Here is an 18,430-nt window from a genome sequence, read left to right on the forward strand (position 1 = left end):
TGACGAAGGACCAGCGCGGAATGAAACGGCATCACCCCCCAAAACTAGCGGAAGCAGATCTTAGCAGAAAACTTGGAAAGCAGGCGTATTTCAAAAAACTGGCTGAATTGCAGGCGCAACTGGCATTGATCCAACAAGCGTATCTGTTTCACGGGGTAAAAGGTGTGCTCGTGTTCGAAGGCTGGGATGCGGCAGGCAAGGGTGGCACAATCCGGCGGATCAGCCAGGCACTGGACCCGCGAAGCTTTAAAGTGTGGCCGATCGGAGCGCCGAGGAACTACTATCTAAATCGGCACTACCTGCTTCGCTTTTGGGAAAGATTGCCGCCTCAAGGCGCAATCTCGGCCTTTGACCGCAGCTGGTACGGGCGTGTTCTGGTCGAGCGGATTGAGAAGTTCACCCCAGAAGAGCGCTGGAGGGCAGCATATCGTGAGATCAACGATTTTGAACGTATGCTGGTGGATGACGGTACAAAGATCGTGAAACTGTTTTTCCACATCTCTCAGGAAGAGCAGATGGAGCGTTTCACTGAGCGTCTTCAGAACCCGATGAAGCGGTGGAAGCTGACTTATGAGGACTTTCGCAACCGCGAGCGTTGGTCCGAGGCTGAAGTCGCCGTGGATGAGATGCTGGCGCGGACCTCAACAGATGTCGCGCCATGGCATGTGATTCCGGCTAACAACAAGAAATACGCGAGAATCAATGCTATGCAGGCAATTGTTGATACGTTTTCCGAAGGTATTGACCTGAATCCGCAGCATTTGGATAAGCGTACATTGGATGCAGCTTTCGAAGTTTTGGACGTTGATCAATCTCTAATCGATAGCCTGCGCGCCCGGACCGAGTGATTGTTGTACCCAAACGAAAGGTGCTTGCGAACGATCAAAGTGGGGTGTTATCCAACGCTACGCGGCGGGTATGATGTAATGGTAGCCTGTCAGCTTCCCAAGCTGAACGCGCGGGTTCGATTCCCGCTACCCGCTCCAACGGATCATGAGCATGAAAAAAGAACTTACTCGGCGCGCTAGAGTTTTGGTTAAAGAAGGCGGGCCTGTGGGGGCGCTGGCGCGCCTTTCGGCGGTGGCTAATCCTGACGGGGTGGTTTTTGATATCGGCGTAAACCGCGGGACGATCGCCCGGCACTTGATCCGGGTATTTCCCGATCACCCTTGTTACTTGTTCGAACCACTGCCTGGTCAGGCCGCATATGTGGCCGAAAGGTTCTCGGCATTCGATACAGTCACCGTTGTTGAAGAGGCGCTTAGCGACGAACCGGGCGAGGCTGAGTTCTTCGTGGGCAAGGCGCTTGGCACCTCGTCCTTGCTGTCGTCAAACACGACTACCCTGGAGCAGCACCCCGAAGCCGAAGTGGATACCTCGATCCGCGTCAAGCTGAATACTGTGGATGCGTTTTGCGAGCAAAACGGTATTTCCCAAATTAGCTGCATGAAGATCGACGCGCAGGGGTCAGAGCTGAATATTTTCAAGGGTGCTGAAAAAATGCTTTCAGAGCAGCGCGTTGATATGATCATGTTTGAATGGTTCGCGACGCCGCACTATGAAGATTGCCCGCTTCTGCTGGACCTGTGGAATGCTTTGGATCGGCAAAATTATTCGCTTTATAATATTTTTCCGGGTCGGCATTTCGCTAACGGACAGCGTCGGTTCGGCGATGCGGTCTTTATTTCGGATAAGTTCCGATCAGAAAGATTGCCTCACCTCTGAAAATCTGTTGGTTTCCAGTTTCAGTTCCTTAAATGCCGACGCCCTAGCCAGAGCGTCGGCATTTGCTTTCTTAGACTTTTACCCCCGGCGACGGCGACGGCGACCACCAGCGTTTTCAGTCTCTCCGCCAGTGTTGAACGATGGCGCGGGCAGGGTAACAACCTGAGCCAGTTCCGGAAATGGGTCGGTTTTGTGGGGGATCGCATTGGCGGCGACAAAATGGTCTTGGAACTTAGGCTCGATTGCGGTTTCGACCTTGGTGATTTCACGCACAACACGCTCAATTTCAGATCGTGCCGCGATGTTGCACAGGGCGATACGCGCGCCTGTCCCGGCAGCGTTGCCCGCGCTTGAGACCTTATCCAGCGGCGCGTCCGGGATCATGCCCAGAACCATCGCGTGTTTGGTCGAGATATGTGCGCCGAACGCACCGGCCAGAACTACGCGATCAACCTTGTCAACCTCCATCTCATCCATCAGCAGCCGGGCACCCGCATAGAGCGCGGATTTGGCAAGTTGGATGGCGCGGATGTCGCCCTGCGTAACGGTGATGCGCGGGCCTCCTTCGGCGCTGGCATCGTGGATCAGAAAGGCGTGGGTGCGCCCTTCGGGCATGCAACGGGCTGTGCCGGTCTGTTCGGCCGATCCGATCAGCCCGCTTTCGTCCAGCAGGCCCGCGATGCGCATTTCGGCGACCGCCTCGATAATGCCGGATCCGCAGATACCGGTGATGCCCGTTGTTGCAATGTCCTGATCAAAGCCTTCTTCGTCGGACCACTTTTCGGACCCAATGACCCGAAAACGGGGTTCCTTGGTGGTCGGGTCAATCTCAATCCGTTCGATTGCACCTGGTGCGGCGCGCTGACCGGAACTGATCTGAGCCCCTTCGAAAGCAGGGCCTGTAGGTGAGGAGCATGCGAGAACCCGGCTGGCGTCGCCCAGCAGGATTTCGGCGTTTGTCCCAACGTCGACAATCAGAACAAGGTCTTCGGACTTGCCCGGCTCTTCCGACAAGGCAACTGCGGCACAGTCGGCCCCAACATGGCCCGCGATACAGGGTAGGATGTAGACCTGCGCGCGCGGATTCATCTTGTTAAGGTCCATCTCGCGCGCGGGCAGAGAGATGCTTTCGGATGTGGCCAAGGCAAACGGCGCCTGGCCCAGCTCGACCGGATCCAGACCCAACAAAAGGTGGTGCATGACCGGGTTACAAACAAACACGGTTTCGACGATCAAATCCGCATCAATCCCGGCCTCATCCGTGATCGAAGTCGTCAGGTCATTGATTGCCTCACGCACGGCTTTCGTCATCTCTTGATCGCCGCCGGGATTCATCATCGAGTAGGAAACGCGGCTCATCAGGTCCTCGCCAAAGCGGATTTGCGGGTTCATTAGGCCCGACGAGGCCTTGACCTCACCTGTTTCCAGATCGGTCAGATGTGCCGCAATGGTGGTTGAACCGAGGTCGATGGCCAAGCCATATAGCCCGTTTTCATGCAAGCCGGGCCAAATCTCGACGATGCGTGCAACGGAATCCTTGTGGCCCTTGTGAACGGCTACCGTGACCTCCCATTTACCCTTGCGTAGAACGGGTTGCAGCTTGGACATCAGCGACAGATCGGCAGTGACTGCGTCGATATTCCATTGCTGGCGCAGCGCGCGTTCGAGCCTTTCCAGATCGCCGGTCGGTGAATGCATGTCGGGTTCTTCCACCACCACGAAGTACAGACGCGTTGCCGGATCCATTGTAATGGCCCGCGCTGCGGCAGCCTTGCGGACGACCTGACGGTGCACTTGGCTTTCAGGTGGTACGTCTATGACGATGTCGCCCTGAACCGTGGCCTGACAGCCCAGTCGGCGGCCCGGTTTCAGACCGCGTTTGTCGTCATACCGCTGTTCGACCGCGTTCCATTCGCTCAGCGCGTTTTCAGACACGGTCACGCCGTGCTTGGGAAACTCACCATAACTTGGGGTGATCTGACACTTGGAGCAAATCCCACGCCCACCGCAGACCGAGTCCAGATCAACGCCCAGCTGTCGGGCTGCGGTCAGAACCGGGGTTCCAACGGGAAAATGTCCACGTTTGCCCGAGGGAGTAAAGACAACAAGAGGGTCGGTGGTCATAACTGGCCTGCCTTTTTGTATTCGCGCGTATGTCGGGCAAGATATGGGTTTGCGCGCAAAGGGAAAGGGCATTCCGCGGCACGTTTTGAATAAGGAACGTCGTTTTTTACCGTGGTAGCAGCTTGCGGGGGAAAACTAGTTTAGGTCAGGGGCTTTCCCTTGACTTGAATCCATGTAATAGGGTCACCGCCAAACGGGCTTTTGCATGAGGTTAGCAGATGCAGATTCGTGAGGCACTTACCTTTGACGACGTACTCTTGGTTCCGGGGGCATCGACGGTGCTGCCTGCGACGGCGGACACGACCACGCGCGTGACCCGTCAGATCACCATGAACATTCCGCTGCTTAGCTCGGCGATGGACACGGTGACCGAAGCCCGCATGGCTATTGCAATGGCGCAGGCTGGCGGCATTGGTGTGATCCACAAGAACCTTTCGGTTGAGGAACAGGCCCGAGAGGTGCGTAGGGTCAAACGGTTCGAATCGGGCATTGTTTACAACCCGGTCACACTGCGCGCTGATCAGACGTTGGCAGATGCGCAGGCATTGGTGCAGCGATATAACTTTACCGGTTTTCCGGTCGTGGACGAGGAAGGCCGTGTTGTGGGTATTGTAACCAACCGCGATATGCGCTTTGCCACCTCGGATGATACGCCGATCAAGGCGATGATGACTTCGGGCAATCTGGCGATGCTGCAAGAACCCGCCGACCTGGAAGAAGCTAAAAGCCTGATGAGGGCTCGTCGAATCGAAAAGCTGTTGGTGGTAGACGAGGCGGGCAAGTTGACCGGTTTGTTGACTTTGAAAGACACTGAACAGGCCGTTCTGAATCCCACCGCCTGCAAAGACCGACTGGGCCGTCTGCGTGTTGCGGCGGCAACCTCGGTTGGGGATGCAGGCTTTGAACGGTCCGAGCAACTGGTGGATTCCGGCGTAGACATCATCGTGGTCGATACAGCGCATGGCCACTCACAAGGTGTTCTGGATGCGGTGAAACGGGCCAAAACTCTGTCGAATGAGGTCCAGATCATTGCTGGTAACGTCGCCACAGGTGACGCAACCAAAGCGTTGATCGACGCAGGTGCCGACGCGATCAAGGTCGGCATCGGGCCGGGGTCAATCTGCACCACACGAATGGTTGCCGGTGTTGGGGTGCCTCAGCTGACGGCGATCATGGACTGTGCATCAGCGGCAGGTGATGTACCGGTAATCGCCGATGGTGGGATCAAGTTCTCGGGAGATTTCGCCAAAGCAATCGCTGCGGGCGCGTCCTGTGCCATGGTTGGTTCGATGATTGCCGGGACTGATGAAAGTCCGGGTGAGGTGATCCTGTATCAAGGCCGTTCGTTCAAATCCTATCGTGGTATGGGTAGCTTGGGCGCAATGGCGCGCGGTTCGGCGGATCGGTATTTCCAGAAAGATGCCGCAAACGATAAGCTGGTCCCAGAAGGAATTGAGGGGCAGGTGCCCTACAAAGGTTCGGCCGGTGCGGTTGTGCACCAATTGGTTGGCGGCCTGCGCGCGGCGATGGGTTATACCGGTTGCGCGACGGTTGAGGAAATGCGTAAGAACTGCAACTTCGTCAAAATCACGGGCGCTGGCCTGAAAGAAAGTCACGTGCATGACGTGCAGATCACACGTGAGAGCCCGAACTACCGGATCATGTGACCGACCGGTCAGATTGTCGCGGCGCCCCAATAGATGGGCGCCGTTTTGCGTTTTTTCTAAGCCTCTTAACCAGCATCGGATCTTGATATGATACCCGCCGCGCGCGTTCAGGCATCAATAGAAATCCTTGACGAGATTCTGGCGGGTAAGCCGGTTGAGAAGGCTCTGACAAACTGGGCCCGTCGTCGTCGGTTTGCCGGGTCAAAGGATCGGGCTGCCGTGCGCGATCACGTGTTCGATGCATTGCGGTGTAAACGGTCTTTTGCCGCACTTGGAGGGGCCGAGACCGGGCGCGGTTTAATGATTGGTGCGGTGCGTGCATCTGGGGAGGCATTGGACGGTATATTTACGGGTGCGCGTCACGCACCTGGAGTTTTGGCTGCAGATGAGGCAAGGCGGGATTTTGTGACCGAGGCTGAGCAATATGACATCCCCGAATGGCTTTGGCCACGCTTTCAGTCGTCGCTGGGTGGGCAGGCGGTTGAGGTGGCCGAGGCATTGCGACATCGGGCTCCGGTTCATCTGCGAGTCAACCTGATCAAGATCGACATAGCCGGGGCCATTGCTGCTTTGGACGCCGAAGGAATTAAAGCGGTTGTGCACCCGACCTGCGACACAGCGCTGGAAGTCACGGACGGCGCTCGCAAAATTGCGATGAGCAAAGCCTATACGGAAGGCTTGGTAGAACTTCAGGATGCCGCCAGCCAAGCTGTGGTGGCTGCACTAGACCTAAAGCCGGGCATGCGTGTGTTGGATTATTGCGCGGGGGGTGGGGGGAAATCACTGGCACTTGCCGCACACCAGGGGGTTGATGTGTTTGCCCATGACGTGAATTCAGCCCGAATGCGCGATCTGCCAGCACGAGCTGAACGTGCAGGTGCACGAGTAACGCTTCTATCGACTTCCGAACTTGCTGGGCAGGCCCCTTTTGATGTGGTCCTTGTGGATGCTCCATGTTCCGGCAGTGGTTCATGGAGACGTGCGCCAGCCGGTAAGTGGGCGCTGACTGAAAACCGCTTGCAGGAACTGGGTGAAATCCAGTTCGGGATATTAGACAAGTTGACGTCAATGACTGCATCTGGCGGTGTTTTGGCCTATGCAACCTGCTCCATACTCGACGACGAGAATGGCTGCGTTGTCGACAGGTTCCTTCAAACCAACACCGATTGGTCCGAACGCTTACGCAAAACGTGGCTTGTTTCACACGGCACAGACGGTTTCTTTGCTGCACACTTGACGCAATAGCGCGTCAACGCATAGCAACTTTAAGGCGAATATCTAAATTTTGTTAATCGGGTATTAACCTTGGTTGGGCTGAGTACGACAAAGCCCCTCGACTTGAGTTGTTTATGACTGACACGACAGAAGTATTTTCGGATCCTTCTTTGCAAAAAGCACCATCTGGCCTTCGGCTTTTGTTTCTAATCTTGATTGGAACATTGTTGAGCTTATCGCCGGTTTTGGGATTTCTGCCAGAGGTTTGGCACACCGGGTTTGTAGTGGCCGGGGTTTCGTTTCTAGCAACCGCCTTTTTGGTGTTACTGCGGGGCAAGATTGCTGAATACATTTCACGGCAAGCAATCAAATCAATGGCTGTTTTCTCGGAGCAGGACGTTTGCCCAAGCATTATTGCGAACGCTCAAGGCGATATCTTGGCCGCCAATTCCGAGGCGCGGGCGAAAGTTCATGCTTTCCCCGGTGGACGGCTGGAGCATTGTTTAAGGTCAATGTTCGCCAACCCTCCGGCAGTTCTTTTACGCCTGCAGTCCAAGGCAGAAATTTACGGAAGGGCACGCGAAGACATTGTAACCTTGGCTTCTACAATTCCGGTTTCAGTATTTGATGTAGGTAAAGGATGGTTCTGTTGGCGGTTTCACCTGGATTCACCGGGCCAATGGGATGAAATTGACGTTCCGGTGTTGAGTGAAGGTCGAAATGGAAACCTTCTGCGCGTGAATGGGGCCGCCGCTCGATTAATTGGGCGGGGGCCGGATAGGCTGCATGAAGTGTTTGCAGATGAGATACCTGCGCAGGGTGGTATTTTTCAGGTTCAAACGGTAAGCGGTCCTGTTTCGGCAGCCGTTTGTGAGATCAGTCGGTCTGGAACCGTTAGGGACCTAATGGTTTTTCCGATTGAGGAGAAAAAGCAAGCCAGTAGCGCGGCGTCGTTTGCTGATTTGCCCGTGCCGATAATTTGCCTTTCAGCGGATGGAAGTATTCTTGAAGCAAACCGGCTTGCCATGAAGCTTATCGGTGAGTTCGAACCTGAAAAAACCAATATTGCTCAAATCATGCAGGGGTTGGGCCGCCCGATCCTTGATTGGCTTGCCAGCACGGCTGCGCGCGAACCCGCGATGCGTTCCGAATTCCTACGCCTCGCGCGTCAAGACAAAGAGATATTTGTTCAGGTTACTCTGAACCGTGTTGTGAACAACGGCCAGGTTCGTTTGATCGCAGTATTGAATGATGCGACCGAACTCAAGACTCTTGAGGCCCAGTTTGTTCAGGGTCAGAAGATGCAAGCTGTTGGACAATTGGCTGGTGGTGTTGCCCATGATTTCAACAATTTGCTAACGGCCATTTCCGGCCATTGCGATTTATTGTTGCTCAGGCACGATCAGAATGACCCTGACTATGGGGATTTGGTGCAAATCAACCAGAATGCCAACCGAGCAGCCGCCCTGGTCGGGCAGCTGTTGGCATTTTCGCGAAAACAAACCCTGCAACCCGAGGTTCTGGACCTGCGCGATACGATTTCAGACCTGATCCACCTACTGAATCGTCTGGTTGGTGAGAAAGTCCGCCTTATTCTAAGTCATGATCCCGTATTAAAGCCGGTCCGAGCGGATAAACGACAGCTGGAACAAGTTCTTATGAACCTTGTCGTAAACGCTCGGGATGCAATGCCAGAAGGTGGCGAGGTGCGGATCGAAACCGAAGTGATCGTATTGTCTGAACCCTTCAGGCGTGATCGCGCGGTCGTTAAGCCAGGGGAATATGTCACGGTAAAAGTAAGCGACAGTGGAATTGGAATTCCGGCTGACAAGCTGCAAAAAGTGTTTGAGCCGTTCTACACAACCAAACGGACTGGTGAAGGAACGGGGCTAGGGTTGTCGACTGTTTACGGGATCGTCAAACAAACAGGCGGTTTCATTTTTGTCGACAGCCTTCAAGAGCACGGGACCGAATTCATCGTCTATCTACCGGTTTCGTCCAAGCCCCAGCCTGCGTCGTCGGAGGCGGTGCCTAACGCCACGGTTCTTAGCACACGTCAAGGTGAAGGGGTTGTCCTATTGGTCGAGGACGAGGCCCCGGTACGCGCTTTTGCAACGCGCGCGCTTCGTCTCAAAGGGTATACCGTGCTTGAAGCAGACTCTGCCGAAGAAGCCCTGCGCTTGCTCGAGGACGGTTCTCTGAATGTCGACGCCTTTGTAACGGATGTCGTCATGCCTGGTATGGACGGCCCAACCTGGGTGCGCAAAGCAATGAAGACGCGCCCGGATGTGCGGGTTATATTCATGTCCGGTTATACCGAAGGTGCGTTTGGCGATTCCGGGCCGGAGATAGCAAACTCAACCTTCCTGCCCAAACCATTCTCACTGAATCAACTGACTGAAGCGGTGTTTCAACAACTCAATTAAATAGCCGCTTCATGGCAGATGAATTCGTCTGCGTGTCGCCTGCGGAATTTTTGTTCGGTTTCTGGCGTCAGATGAGTTTCTCGTCGGGGGGAGACATTTTCCTGGGACAGTTCGATTTGCATGTTCAATCGGTCCTGTAGAAAGTTCAGGATCTTGTCCTGATTTTCATACTTGAAGATATGGCTTGCACCAAATCCGTTGCTTCGCGCGCGAAAAAATTGGCTTTGGCTGCCGACGTTAGCGTATTCAGGGCGGGGGTTTTGCATATAGGCTTGTACGAATTCGTCAAAACTCATGTCGCGGGTTGAGTGTGGATGCCCGATACGGTCGTCGCGACCGCGAAACCGATACCAACTTCCCAGCCAGTCGATTGGTTCGCGCACCACAGCCATGATCTCCATCTCGGTATCATACATTTTACGAAAAACGTTTTGAAAAAATCGGTCATAACGCCGAACCGGCGCGTGTTTCAGCTCTGGCGGGCCGGTCACCACAAAATCGGCACGGTCGTGCAGAGCGGAATGATATGCTGTGCTGCCTGTTTTGGGGACAGCCAAGAACGCAAGGCGTTCTTTATAGAAAACAAGCATTTATTTGCCCTTTGCCGATCTTTGTTAGGATCGCAGATTGGCGTAAACGACTCTTTAACACAATTGCCCAAAAGTAAGTTCCGTAAGTTTTAGTTGAAATGTTCTCTTTTTGGTCCCATAAGGAACAAGAGGCGAACAAAGCAGCGATTGCCGCCCGCTCAAGGGTGTGACAAAAGGGAAGCGACAGGACAATGGCGGATCTTCTGACAATGAGCGACAAGAAAAACGCAGACAAACAAAAAGCGCTCGACAGCGCGTTGGCACAGATCGAACGGCAATTCGGCAAAGGCTCGATCATGAAGCTGGGCGAGGACGCCAAGCAGGACATCGACGCAAGCTCGACCGGTTCTCTGGGGTTGGATATCGCGCTGGGAATTGGCGGTCTGCCGATGGGTCGGATCGTTGAGATTTATGGACCGGAAAGTTCGGGTAAAACGACCCTGACCCTGCATTGTATTGCCGAGCAGCAAAAGCGCGGCGGTGTATGTGCGTTTGTGGATGCTGAGCACGCACTGGACCCGCAATATGCGCGCAAGCTGGGCGTTGATCTGGATGAGTTGCTGATCTCGCAGCCCGATACGGGCGAACAGGCCCTTGAGATTACCGATACGTTGGTGCGATCCGGCGCGGTGAACATGGTCGTGGTCGACTCGGTGGCGGCGCTGACGCCGAAATCGGAGTTAGAAGGCGACATGGGCGACAGCAATGTCGGTGTGCAGGCCCGTCTGATGAGCCAGGCGATGCGCAAACTGACAGGCTCGATCAGCCGGTCGAACTGCATGGTGATCTTCATCAACCAAATCCGGATGAAGATCGGCGTGATGTTCGGCAGCCCGGAAACCACGACTGGTGGTAACGCGCTGAAATTCTACAGCTCGGTCCGTCTGGACATCCGCCGTATCGGTGCGATCAAGGACCGTGACGAGGTGGTCGGTAACCAGACTCGCGTTAAGGTCGTCAAGAACAAGGTGGCGCCGCCGTTCAAGCAGGTGGAATTCGACATCATGTACGGCGAAGGCATCTCAAAGATGGGTGAGCTGCTGGATCTGGGCGTCAAGGCCGGTGTGGTCGAGAAATCGGGTTCATGGTTCAGCTATGGTGATGAGCGGATCGGGCAGGGGCGTGAGAATGCCAAGCAATATCTGCGTGACAACAGTCGTGCGGCCCTAGAGATCGAAGATAAAATCCGCGCCGCACATGGGCTGGAATTCGATATGCCACCCGGCGCGGCTGAGGATGACGATATCCTCGAAGCTTAAGGGTGTCATGAAATGACACGAGCAGGGCGGTCTTGAAGGCCGCCTTGTTTCGTTCCTCACTCCAATGTTGTGGACTATCCTAAGGGACAGAGATAAACCCTTTTCGACACATTATGATTGCGCGCTGAGAGAGCCTTATGCCCACGCTGAACGATATCCGCTCAACTTTCCTGAACTACTTTGCCAAACAGGGGCACGAAGTGGTGCCTTCCAGCCCTCTGGTCCCGCGCAATGACCCCACGCTCATGTTTGTGAACTCGGGCATGGTGCAGTTCAAAAACCTGTTCACCGGAGTGGAAACCCGCGATTATCAGCGTGCGACAACAGCACAGAAATGTGTGCGTGCAGGTGGTAAGCACAACGACCTGGACAATGTCGGTTATACCGCGCGGCACCATACATTCTTTGAGATGCTTGGGAATTTCTCGTTCGGTAATTACTTCAAGCATGAGGCGATCCCCTTTGCCTGGGAGTTGATCACCAAAGAATTCGGGATCGACAAGAGCCGTCTGCTGACGACGGTTTATCACACCGACGATGAGGCGTTCGAGATCTGGAAAAAGGTCGGCGTGCCGGAAGAACGGATCATTCGCATCGCCACAAATGACAATTTCTGGCAGATGGGGCCGACTGGCCCGTGCGGCCCGTGCACCGAGATTTTCTATGATCATGGCGATCACATCTGGGGCGGCCCTCCGGGTTCGGCTGAAGAAGACGGTGACCGGTTCATCGAAATCTGGAACATCGTTTTCATGCAGAACGAGCAGTTCGAAGACGGGTCGATGGTCGAACTCGACATGCAGTCGATCGACACCGGTATGGGGCTGGAGCGGATTGGGGCGCTGCTACAGGGCAGCCATGACAACTATGACACTGACCTGTTCAAGACGCTGATCGAAGCGTCGGCGGATGCGACCGGTGTAGACCCTTATGGCGATCAGAACGTTCATCATCGGGTGATCGCGGACCATTTGCGCTCGACCTCATTCCTGATTGCGGATGGGGTAATGCCGTCGAATGACGGGCGCGGCTATGTTCTGCGTCGGATCATGCGTCGCGCGATGCGTCATGCGCATCTTCTGGGTGCCAAGGATCCAGTAATGCACCGTCTGGTGCCGTCGCTGGTGCAATTGATGGGCGCGCAGTATTCCGAACTTGGCCAGGCGCAGGCGTTGATCGAAGAAACGCTTCTGCTGGAAGAAACTCGCTTTAAGCAGACCTTGGATCGCGGGCTGAAACTGTTGGATGATGAGGTCGCTGGCCTGCCAGAAGGCGCGGCGTTGCCCGGTGATGCGGCGTTCAAACTATATGACACCTATGGATTCCCGCTGGACCTGACGCAGGATGCACTGCGTGAAAAGGGCCGGACCGTGGACACCGATGGTTTTGATGAGGCGATGGCTGAACAAAAGGCCAAAGCCCGTGCTGCTTGGGCTGGGTCAGGCGAGGCCGCGGATCAGGCGGTTTGGTTCGATGTGCTCGACACTGCCGGAGCTACCGATTTCCTGGGCTACGACACGGAGAAAGCCGAAGGTCAGGTGGCCGCTTTGGTCGTTGATGGCGCTTTGGTCGACAAGATTGAAAAGGGCGATTCTGGTTGGGTCGTTGTCAATCAGACGCCTTTCTACGGTGAAGCTGGCGGTCAGGTTGGGGACACAGGTGAGATCCGCCGACTTGAGAACATGCAGGATGTTGCGCAGGTTGAAGACACGCGCAAGTTTGCCGAAGGCAAGGTTTATGCGCATCGAGTGACGGTTAACCAGGGTACGTTGTCGAAAGGTGACGCGGTTGAACTTGAAGTCGATCACGCCCGCCGCAGCGGTATCCGGGCAAACCATTCGGCGACGCACCTGTTGCACGAAGCATTGCGCGAAACGCTGGGCGATCACGTTGCGCAGCGTGGGTCGTTGAATGCGTCGGACCGGTTGCGGTTCGATTTCAGCCACTCCAAGGCGCTGAGCCCTGAGGAAATCCAAAAGGTAGAGCGTGAGGTGAATGAGTTCATCCGCCAGAACTCGAGCGTCGAAACGCGTATCATGACGCCCGACGATGCTCGGGAACTGGGTGCTCAGGCGCTGTTTGGGGAAAAATATGGTGACGAAGTGCGTGTCGTCTCGATGGGCAAAGCGCCAACTGGCAAGGGCCACGACGGTGAAACTTGGTCTATCGAACTGTGTGGTGGCACGCATGTTAAGCAAACAGGCGATATCGGTACCTTCGTCGTGTTGGGCGACAGTGCCAGTAGCGCTGGCGTGCGCCGGATTGAGGCTCTGACCGGGGATGAGGCGTTTCGTCATCTGTCAGCCCAAGACCAGCGTTTGGGTCAAATTGCGGCCGAGTTGAAAGCCCAACCTGATGACGTTGTCAGCAGGGTCAAGGCTTTGCTGGACGAACGCAAGGCTTTGCAGAACGAAGTTGCCCAACTTCGCCGTGATCTGGCGATGGCTGGTGGCTCGGGGCAGGGCGGTGCCGAAGCGCGGGATGTAAACGGTGTTCTCTTCCTTGCTCAGGCTTTGACCGGAGTGTCAGGCAAGGATCTTCCTGCGTTGATTGATGAACATAAATCCCGGTTGGGCTCGGGCGCAGTGCTGCTGATTGCTGATGCGGGTGGTAAGGCCGCTGTTGCGGCTGGTGTGACCTCTGATCTCACAGATAAAGTTTCTGCTGTTGATCTGGTTCGGGCCGCCGTATCTGAACTGGGCGGCAAAGGCGGCGGTGGACGCCCTGACATGGCGCAGGGCGGTGGCCGTGATGCTTCAAATTCAGATGCGGCCATCAAGGCTGCGGAAAACGTATTGGGAGGGTAAGATGTCCGCACTCTGGATCGCTCATGTGACGGTGACTGACGCTGAAGCTTATGGGAAATACGCCGAATTGGCGGGCCCTGCGATCGCCAAGCACGGCGGTAAGTTCATTGCCCGTGCTGGTCGGTATGTACAACTTGAAGGTAAGGAGCGACCCCGGAATGTAGTGGCCCGGTTTCCTTCGGTTGAGGCCGCTGTGGAATGTTACAATTCTCCTGAATACCAACAGGCACTGGATCACGCACGTGGTGCCAGCGAGCGTGAGTTGTTGGTCGTTGAGATCACCGAATAACGCTTACAGTTCAATTACTAACGATTGAAATAATAATAAGCGAAATTTAGCCGATATTGAAAACCGGGCAACTTAGCAAGTTGTCCGGTTTTTTGCAGTTTACTTGCTGCCTTTTTTATCAGTGGCTTACGGCTGTTTGATGGGGCTGCATATCGCAGATATGCCCCAAGATTATGGCTTTGCCCTCTCATTTTTTGCCTTAAATGGCCATAATGACTGACGGAATTCTGCCTCTTTTCGTTTCCAATCTCACCTCAGATTGCGCTGAGGGCGTCGGCTACCGATAATTTACGGGATCGTACTACGGTCTGATTTACCCAAAAGCGCACAAGGAAAATTGGATCGAGGAACTGATATGAAACCCACGAGCACGGATTTCAGAGCCGGTTTTGGACGGTTGGCCTCAACTATGGGGCGACTGGTCGTTGTCTCGATGTTGGCGTTGGGTTCATTGAGTGTTGTTTCAGCGGCGAATGCCAGCGAGGGGCGTTTTATCAAAAGTGCCGTCGCGTCGCCGCCGCCATCGGGTGCAAAGCAGTTGTGCCGCCAATACAGCTGGGCCTGTTCAACCAAGGCATCAGTGGCCATGTCATATCAGCAGGAAATGCGAATTATTAAGCGAGTCAATCGGCAGGTGAATGCAACAACTCGCTCGGTCACGGATCGTTCGCAGTATCGGACAGCAGAAAGATGGGCACTGCCGACATCACGCGGTGGCGATTGCGAAGATTTTGCGTTGTTGAAGAAACGGGACCTGATTAGAGCTGGTGTTGATCCGAGCAAATTGCTTATTGCAACGGTCTTGGACACCAAGCGTAATTCGCACGCCGTCCTTGTGTACCGATCTACGGCAGGTGACTTGGTACTGGATAATCTGACCAATCAAATCAAACCTTGGTCGGCGACACGCTATTTATTCCTGCGAATGCAAAATCCAAGTAAACCCAGCAGCTGGGTTGGGGTTTATCGCCGCAGTTAATATGCGGCCATGTCTGCAGGCAGTTTTCGAGTGCCTGATTGCTGACCAAACAAAAGGGCGACAAATTGGTCGCCCTTTTGGCTATTGAGTTCGTCTAACCACAATGGATGCCAATTTCTTGGCGGCAAAATAAGCTTACGCAGTATTAATACCCCGCGCAGCGCCGATAGTGCTGCTTCATTTGTTTTTGCCGCCTTTTCCTTTTCCGCCGCCAGGGTTGTTGGTGCCGTTTTGGTTGTTTGTTTGGCCTCCTGGGTTGGTGCCGTCTGCATGTCCTGAATGGTTGCCGCCGCCGTTGCCGCCGCCATTGCCGCCGCCATTGCCGCCGCCATTGCCGCCGCCGTTGCCGCCGCCGTTGCCGCCGCCGTTGCCGCCGCCGTTGCCGCCGCCATTGCCGCCACCGTTTCCGCCGCCATTGCCGCCACCGTTGCCGCCGCCGTTGCCGCCACCGTTTCCGCCGCCATTGCCGCCGCCATTGCCATCGTTGCCGTTGTCATCCGAGTTTGATGAAGTGACAGTTGCGGTCGGGAAATCCGTCAGTACGGCAGCAAACGCAGGGCAAGATTCCAGTGTGCGGGACAGGATATCTTCGAAATCAGATCGGCGTTGGATATAGCGCAGCATCTGCGTGTCAACGACTGTACATCCGCACAAAGTGTCGGTCGAGACAGATTGGCGCGCGGTTTTTATGTTACATCTCTCTGCCTGGGCCGTGCCTGCGGTAACAAAAGGGAAAGTTGCTGAAATAAAAACAAAAGACAATAAATGGGACTTCACGCGCATAGCGCCACTCCTTCGATACTCGTTACAAACTATGTTGTACTCACTGTTCGCTCTGCTCGACTGCGTACAACATTAGTGCCTTATTTCAACCACAATTACATTCGTTTCTGGTCACATTTTCAAGGGATGTTTAAATTAAGTTAATCTACAAGATTTCGTGATTGGGAAAAAAACTGTGTAAAAACACAAAGAAAGCCCGCCAAGGGGGCGGGCCTTCCAGAAATCTAACCTCAGAAGTTTAGGTCAAATTGGTCATAAGTGTGGCATTGTTGCATGCATATCAACAATGAAGTTCACTCCTTACGCAGATTTCGCCATGCGCTTGCGCTCATGTGGGTCCAAAAAGCGTTTGCGAAGACGGATCGCGTTCGGGGTTACTTCGACAAGTTCGTCGTCATCGATATAGGCAATCGCTTCTTCCAATGAGAATTGAACGTGAGGCGTCAACCGGACCGCATCGTCCGACCCGCTTGCGCGGACGTTGGTCAGCTTCTTACCCTTAAGGGGGTTAACCTCCAGATCGTTGTCACGAGAATGCTCGCCGATCACCATGCCTTGATAAACGTCAGTCTGCGGGCCGACAAACATGCGCCCCCGCTCTTCTAGGTTCCATAGGGCATATGCAACGGCCTGACCGTTTTCCATCGAGATTAAGACGCCCGCACGTCGCCCTGGGATCTGGCCCTTGTGTGCGGCCCAACCGTGGAACACGCGGTTCAGAACACCGGTTCCGCGAGTATCGGTCAAGAATTCTCCGTGGTAGCCGATCAGCCCGCGGGACGGAACGTGTGCAATGATCCGGGTTTTTCCTGCTCCGGCCGGACGCATCTCGACCAGTTCACCTTTGCGCGCACCGGTGACTTTTTCGATTACCGCACCCGAGTATTCGTCATCCACGTCGATGGTGACTTCTTCGACGGGCTCCAAACGCTGGCCGTCTTCCTCGCGGAACAGAACCTGCGGGCGCGAGATGCTGAGTTCAAACCCCTCACGGCGCATGTTTTCGATCAAAACACCCATCTGCAATTCGCCACGGCCTGCAACTTCAAAGGCTTCGCCGCCGGGGGTGTCGGTGATGCGAATAGCGACGTTAGATTCGGCTTCTTTCATCAGGCGATCGCGAATGACACGAGACTGCACTTTCTTCCCGTCACGACCAGCCAGAGGGGAATCGTTAATGCCAAAAGTCACGGTGATGGTGGGCGGGTCGATGGGCTGTGCTGGCAGAGCTTCGTCCACCTGCGGAGAAACCAGCGAATCTGCCACTGTCGCCTTGCTCATACCGGCGATAGTCACGATGTCCCCAGCCTCGGCCACGTCGATTGGCTGTTGTGCCAGCCCGCGGAACGCCAGAATTTTTGAGGCCCGGAAGTTTTCGATCAACTTGCCATCACGGCTCAGGGCCTTGAGGCTGTCGCCAGCTTTCAACGTACCGCTTTCCACGCGACCGGTCAGGATGCGACCGATGAACGGGTCGCTGCCAAGTGTGGTGGCCAGCATGCGGAAGGGTTCGTTCTTTTTCTCGGCCTGTTTCGGCGCAGGGACGTGGTCGACGACCAGGTCAAACAAAGCGGTCAGGTCCTTGCGCGGCCCGTCCAGCTCCATATCGGCCCAGCCCGAGCGGCCCGAGGCATACATGGCTGGAAAGTCCAGCTGGTCATCATCCGCACCGAGATTGGCGAATAGGTCGAAACACTCGTCCAATGCACGATCCGGTTCTGCATCGGGTTTGTCGACCTTGTTCAGAACAACAATTGGGCGCAGGCCCAGCGCCAGTGCCTTGGATGTCACGAACTTGGTTTGGGGCATTGGACCTTCGGCGGCATCCACCAGCAGAACAACACCGTCAACCATGCTGAGAATCCGCTCGACCTCACCGCCGAAATCGGCGTGACCGGGGGTATCGACGATGTTGATGCGCGTGCCATTCCATTCGACCGAGGTTGCTTTGGCCAGGATGGTGATCCCGCGCTCGCGCTCTAGGTCGTTACTATCCATGGCACGCTCGGCCACGGCCTGATTTTCCCGGAACGCGCCGGATTGTTTGAGCAGCTCATCCACCAGGGTCGTTTTGCCGTGGTCAACGTGAGCGATGATTGCGATATTGCGCAGGTCCATGAGAGGTCAGCCTTTGAACGGGAAGTTGCCGCGCGCATAACGCGGTTTGACAAAATAGACCAGCCCTAACCGGCGGTCAGTGCCCGGCAGTCTTGGAAAATAGGTGAATGATCAGGATTCCAGTCAAGATCATTGCCAACCCGATGACGGCAGGCCAGTCCAACCTTTGCCCAAAAACGATATACCCGATGATTGCAATCAGTACGATGCCGAGCCCCGACCAGATTGCATACACAATGCCGACGGACATGTATTTCAGTGTCAGCCCGAGAAAGTAGAAGGAAATGCCATAGCCAATTACGACCAAAACGGACGGCCAAAAGCGACTGAACTGCTGGCTGGCTTGCAAAGAGGTTGTGCCGATGGTCTCGGCAACGACCGCCAGCAATAAGATCAAATAAGCTTTGGGCATAGAACGTTCCCGATACTTGTTTTCTGCGGTTGAGCA

At 55.0% G+C, this 18,430-nt stretch carries 14 protein-coding genes and 1 tRNA gene; 10 read left to right on the forward strand and 5 right to left on the reverse strand.

Annotation, left to right across the window (positions count from 1 at the left end; all coding sequences use genetic code 11):
* Window positions 1-20 precede the first annotated feature (20 nt).
* From GOW93_RS00360 to GOW93_RS00370, 3 genes are all read left to right on the forward strand, one after another.
* Entirely contained in the window at window positions 21-848 is an 828-nt protein-coding gene (locus GOW93_RS00360) for a polyphosphate kinase 2 family protein (RefSeq protein WP_170381086.1), read from the forward strand.
* 64 nt (window positions 849-912) lie between these two features.
* Window positions 913-986 (forward strand) — tRNA-Gly (locus tag GOW93_RS00365).
* A 13-nt stretch (window positions 987-999) separates the two neighbouring features.
* Window positions 1,000-1,725 carry an FkbM family methyltransferase gene (locus GOW93_RS00370; protein ID WP_170381087.1) on the forward strand — a complete coding sequence of 242 codons (726 nt, stop codon included), beginning with the start codon at window positions 1,000-1,002 and terminating at the stop codon, window positions 1,723-1,725.
* 78 nt (window positions 1,726-1,803) lie between these two features.
* Here GOW93_RS00370 and GOW93_RS00375 read toward each other — a convergent pair whose 3' ends face one another.
* Window positions 1,804-3,849, reverse strand: coding sequence for an ASKHA domain-containing protein (locus GOW93_RS00375; protein ID WP_170381088.1), 2,046 nt, complete (start codon window positions 3,847-3,849; stop codon window positions 1,804-1,806).
* A 218-nt stretch (window positions 3,850-4,067) separates the two neighbouring features.
* Between GOW93_RS00375 and guaB the strand changes: the two genes are divergently transcribed.
* The 3 genes from guaB (at window position 4,068) to GOW93_RS00390 (ending at window position 9,157) form a co-directional block, all read left to right on the forward strand.
* Window positions 4,068-5,516 (forward strand): IMP dehydrogenase, encoded by a 1,449-nt coding sequence (gene guaB / locus GOW93_RS00380; protein WP_170381089.1) that lies wholly within the window; start codon window positions 4,068-4,070, stop codon window positions 5,514-5,516.
* Between the two features lie 87 nt (window positions 5,517-5,603).
* Window positions 5,604-6,761 carry an RsmB/NOP family class I SAM-dependent RNA methyltransferase gene (locus GOW93_RS00385; RefSeq protein ID WP_170381090.1) on the forward strand — a complete coding sequence of 386 codons (1,158 nt, stop codon included), beginning with the start codon at window positions 5,604-5,606 and terminating at the stop codon, window positions 6,759-6,761.
* 104 nt (window positions 6,762-6,865) lie between these two features.
* A complete protein-coding gene (locus tag GOW93_RS00390) occupies window positions 6,866-9,157 on the forward strand; it encodes an ATP-binding protein (RefSeq protein WP_170381091.1) in 2,292 nt (763 codons plus the stop codon).
* Here the strand turns inward: GOW93_RS00390 and GOW93_RS00395 are convergent.
* Entirely contained in the window at window positions 9,154-9,747 is a 594-nt protein-coding gene (locus GOW93_RS00395) for a sulfotransferase family 2 domain-containing protein (RefSeq protein WP_170381092.1), read from the reverse strand. The genes GOW93_RS00390 and GOW93_RS00395 overlap by 4 nt on opposite strands.
* Window positions 9,748-9,938: 191 nt before the next feature.
* Here GOW93_RS00395 and recA point away from each other — a divergent pair, with 191 nt between their 5' ends.
* The 4 genes from recA to GOW93_RS00415 all read left to right on the forward strand — a co-directional run bounded on the left by recA (window position 9,939) and on the right by GOW93_RS00415 (window position 15,081).
* A complete protein-coding gene (recA, locus tag GOW93_RS00400; protein WP_170324960.1) occupies window positions 9,939-11,006 on the forward strand; it encodes a recombinase RecA in 1,068 nt (355 codons plus the stop codon).
* A 137-nt stretch (window positions 11,007-11,143) separates the two neighbouring features.
* Window positions 11,144-13,813 carry an alanine--tRNA ligase gene (gene alaS, locus GOW93_RS00405; RefSeq protein ID WP_170381093.1) on the forward strand — a complete coding sequence of 890 codons (2,670 nt, stop codon included), beginning with the start codon at window positions 11,144-11,146 and terminating at the stop codon, window positions 13,811-13,813.
* Between the two features lies 1 nt (window position 13,814).
* A complete protein-coding gene (locus GOW93_RS00410; protein ID WP_170381094.1) occupies window positions 13,815-14,102 on the forward strand; it encodes a DUF1330 domain-containing protein in 288 nt (95 codons plus the stop codon).
* Window positions 14,103-14,457: 355 nt separating this feature from the next.
* Entirely contained in the window at window positions 14,458-15,081 is a 624-nt protein-coding gene (locus GOW93_RS00415) for a transglutaminase-like cysteine peptidase (RefSeq protein ID WP_170381095.1), read from the forward strand.
* On the opposite strand, the gene GOW93_RS00420 is transcribed toward GOW93_RS00415, so the two are convergent.
* The 3 genes from GOW93_RS00420 to GOW93_RS00430 all read right to left on the reverse strand — a co-directional run bounded on the left by GOW93_RS00420 (window position 15,078) and on the right by GOW93_RS00430 (window position 18,394).
* Window positions 15,078-15,578 (reverse strand): hypothetical protein, encoded by a 501-nt coding sequence (locus GOW93_RS00420; protein ID WP_170381096.1) that lies wholly within the window; start codon window positions 15,576-15,578, stop codon window positions 15,078-15,080. The genes GOW93_RS00415 and GOW93_RS00420 overlap by 4 nt on opposite strands.
* A 586-nt stretch (window positions 15,579-16,164) precedes the next feature.
* A complete protein-coding gene (gene typA, locus GOW93_RS00425; RefSeq protein WP_170381097.1) occupies window positions 16,165-17,982 on the reverse strand; it encodes a translational GTPase TypA in 1,818 nt (605 codons plus the stop codon).
* A 76-nt stretch (window positions 17,983-18,058) separates the two neighbouring features.
* The gene (locus GOW93_RS00430) at window positions 18,059-18,394 is read right to left on the reverse strand and encodes a DMT family transporter (RefSeq protein ID WP_170381098.1); all 336 of its coding nucleotides are present in this window, start codon (window positions 18,392-18,394) and stop codon (window positions 18,059-18,061) included.
* Between the last annotated feature and the right edge of the window lie 36 nt (window positions 18,395-18,430).

It is taken from the genome of Ruegeria atlantica (assembly GCF_013032455.1).
Taxonomy (GTDB): Bacteria; Pseudomonadota; Alphaproteobacteria; order Rhodobacterales; family Rhodobacteraceae; genus Ruegeria; species Ruegeria atlantica_B.

Coding starts and splice junctions, on each gene's coding strand:
- GOW93_RS00385 (WP_170381090.1), top strand. CDS start 5,604: ATGATACCCGCCGCGCGCGTTCAGGCATCAATAGAAATCCTTGACGAG.
- GOW93_RS00430 (WP_170381098.1), bottom strand. CDS start 18,394: ATGCCCAAAGCTTATTTGATCTTATTGCTGGCGGTCGTTGCCGAGACC.
- GOW93_RS00360 (WP_170381086.1), top strand. CDS start 21: ATGAAACGGCATCACCCCCCAAAACTAGCGGAAGCAGATCTTAGCAGA.
- GOW93_RS00420 (WP_170381096.1), bottom strand. CDS start 15,578: ATGACAACGGCAACGATGGCAATGGCGGCGGCAATGGCGGCGGAAACG.
- GOW93_RS00415 (WP_170381095.1), top strand. CDS start 14,458: ATGAAACCCACGAGCACGGATTTCAGAGCCGGTTTTGGACGGTTGGCC.
- typA (WP_170381097.1), bottom strand. CDS start 17,982: ATGGACCTGCGCAATATCGCAATCATCGCTCACGTTGACCACGGCAAA.
- guaB (WP_170381089.1), top strand. CDS start 4,068: ATGCAGATTCGTGAGGCACTTACCTTTGACGACGTACTCTTGGTTCCG.
- GOW93_RS00390 (WP_170381091.1), top strand. CDS start 6,866: ATGACTGACACGACAGAAGTATTTTCGGATCCTTCTTTGCAAAAAGCA.
- GOW93_RS00375 (WP_170381088.1), bottom strand. CDS start 3,849: ATGACCACCGACCCTCTTGTTGTCTTTACTCCCTCGGGCAAACGTGGA.
- GOW93_RS00395 (WP_170381092.1), bottom strand. CDS start 9,747: ATGCTTGTTTTCTATAAAGAACGCCTTGCGTTCTTGGCTGTCCCCAAA.
- alaS (WP_170381093.1), top strand. CDS start 11,144: ATGCCCACGCTGAACGATATCCGCTCAACTTTCCTGAACTACTTTGCC.
- GOW93_RS00370 (WP_170381087.1), top strand. CDS start 1,000: ATGAAAAAAGAACTTACTCGGCGCGCTAGAGTTTTGGTTAAAGAAGGC.
- recA (WP_170324960.1), top strand. CDS start 9,939: ATGGCGGATCTTCTGACAATGAGCGACAAGAAAAACGCAGACAAACAA.
- GOW93_RS00410 (WP_170381094.1), top strand. CDS start 13,815: ATGTCCGCACTCTGGATCGCTCATGTGACGGTGACTGACGCTGAAGCT.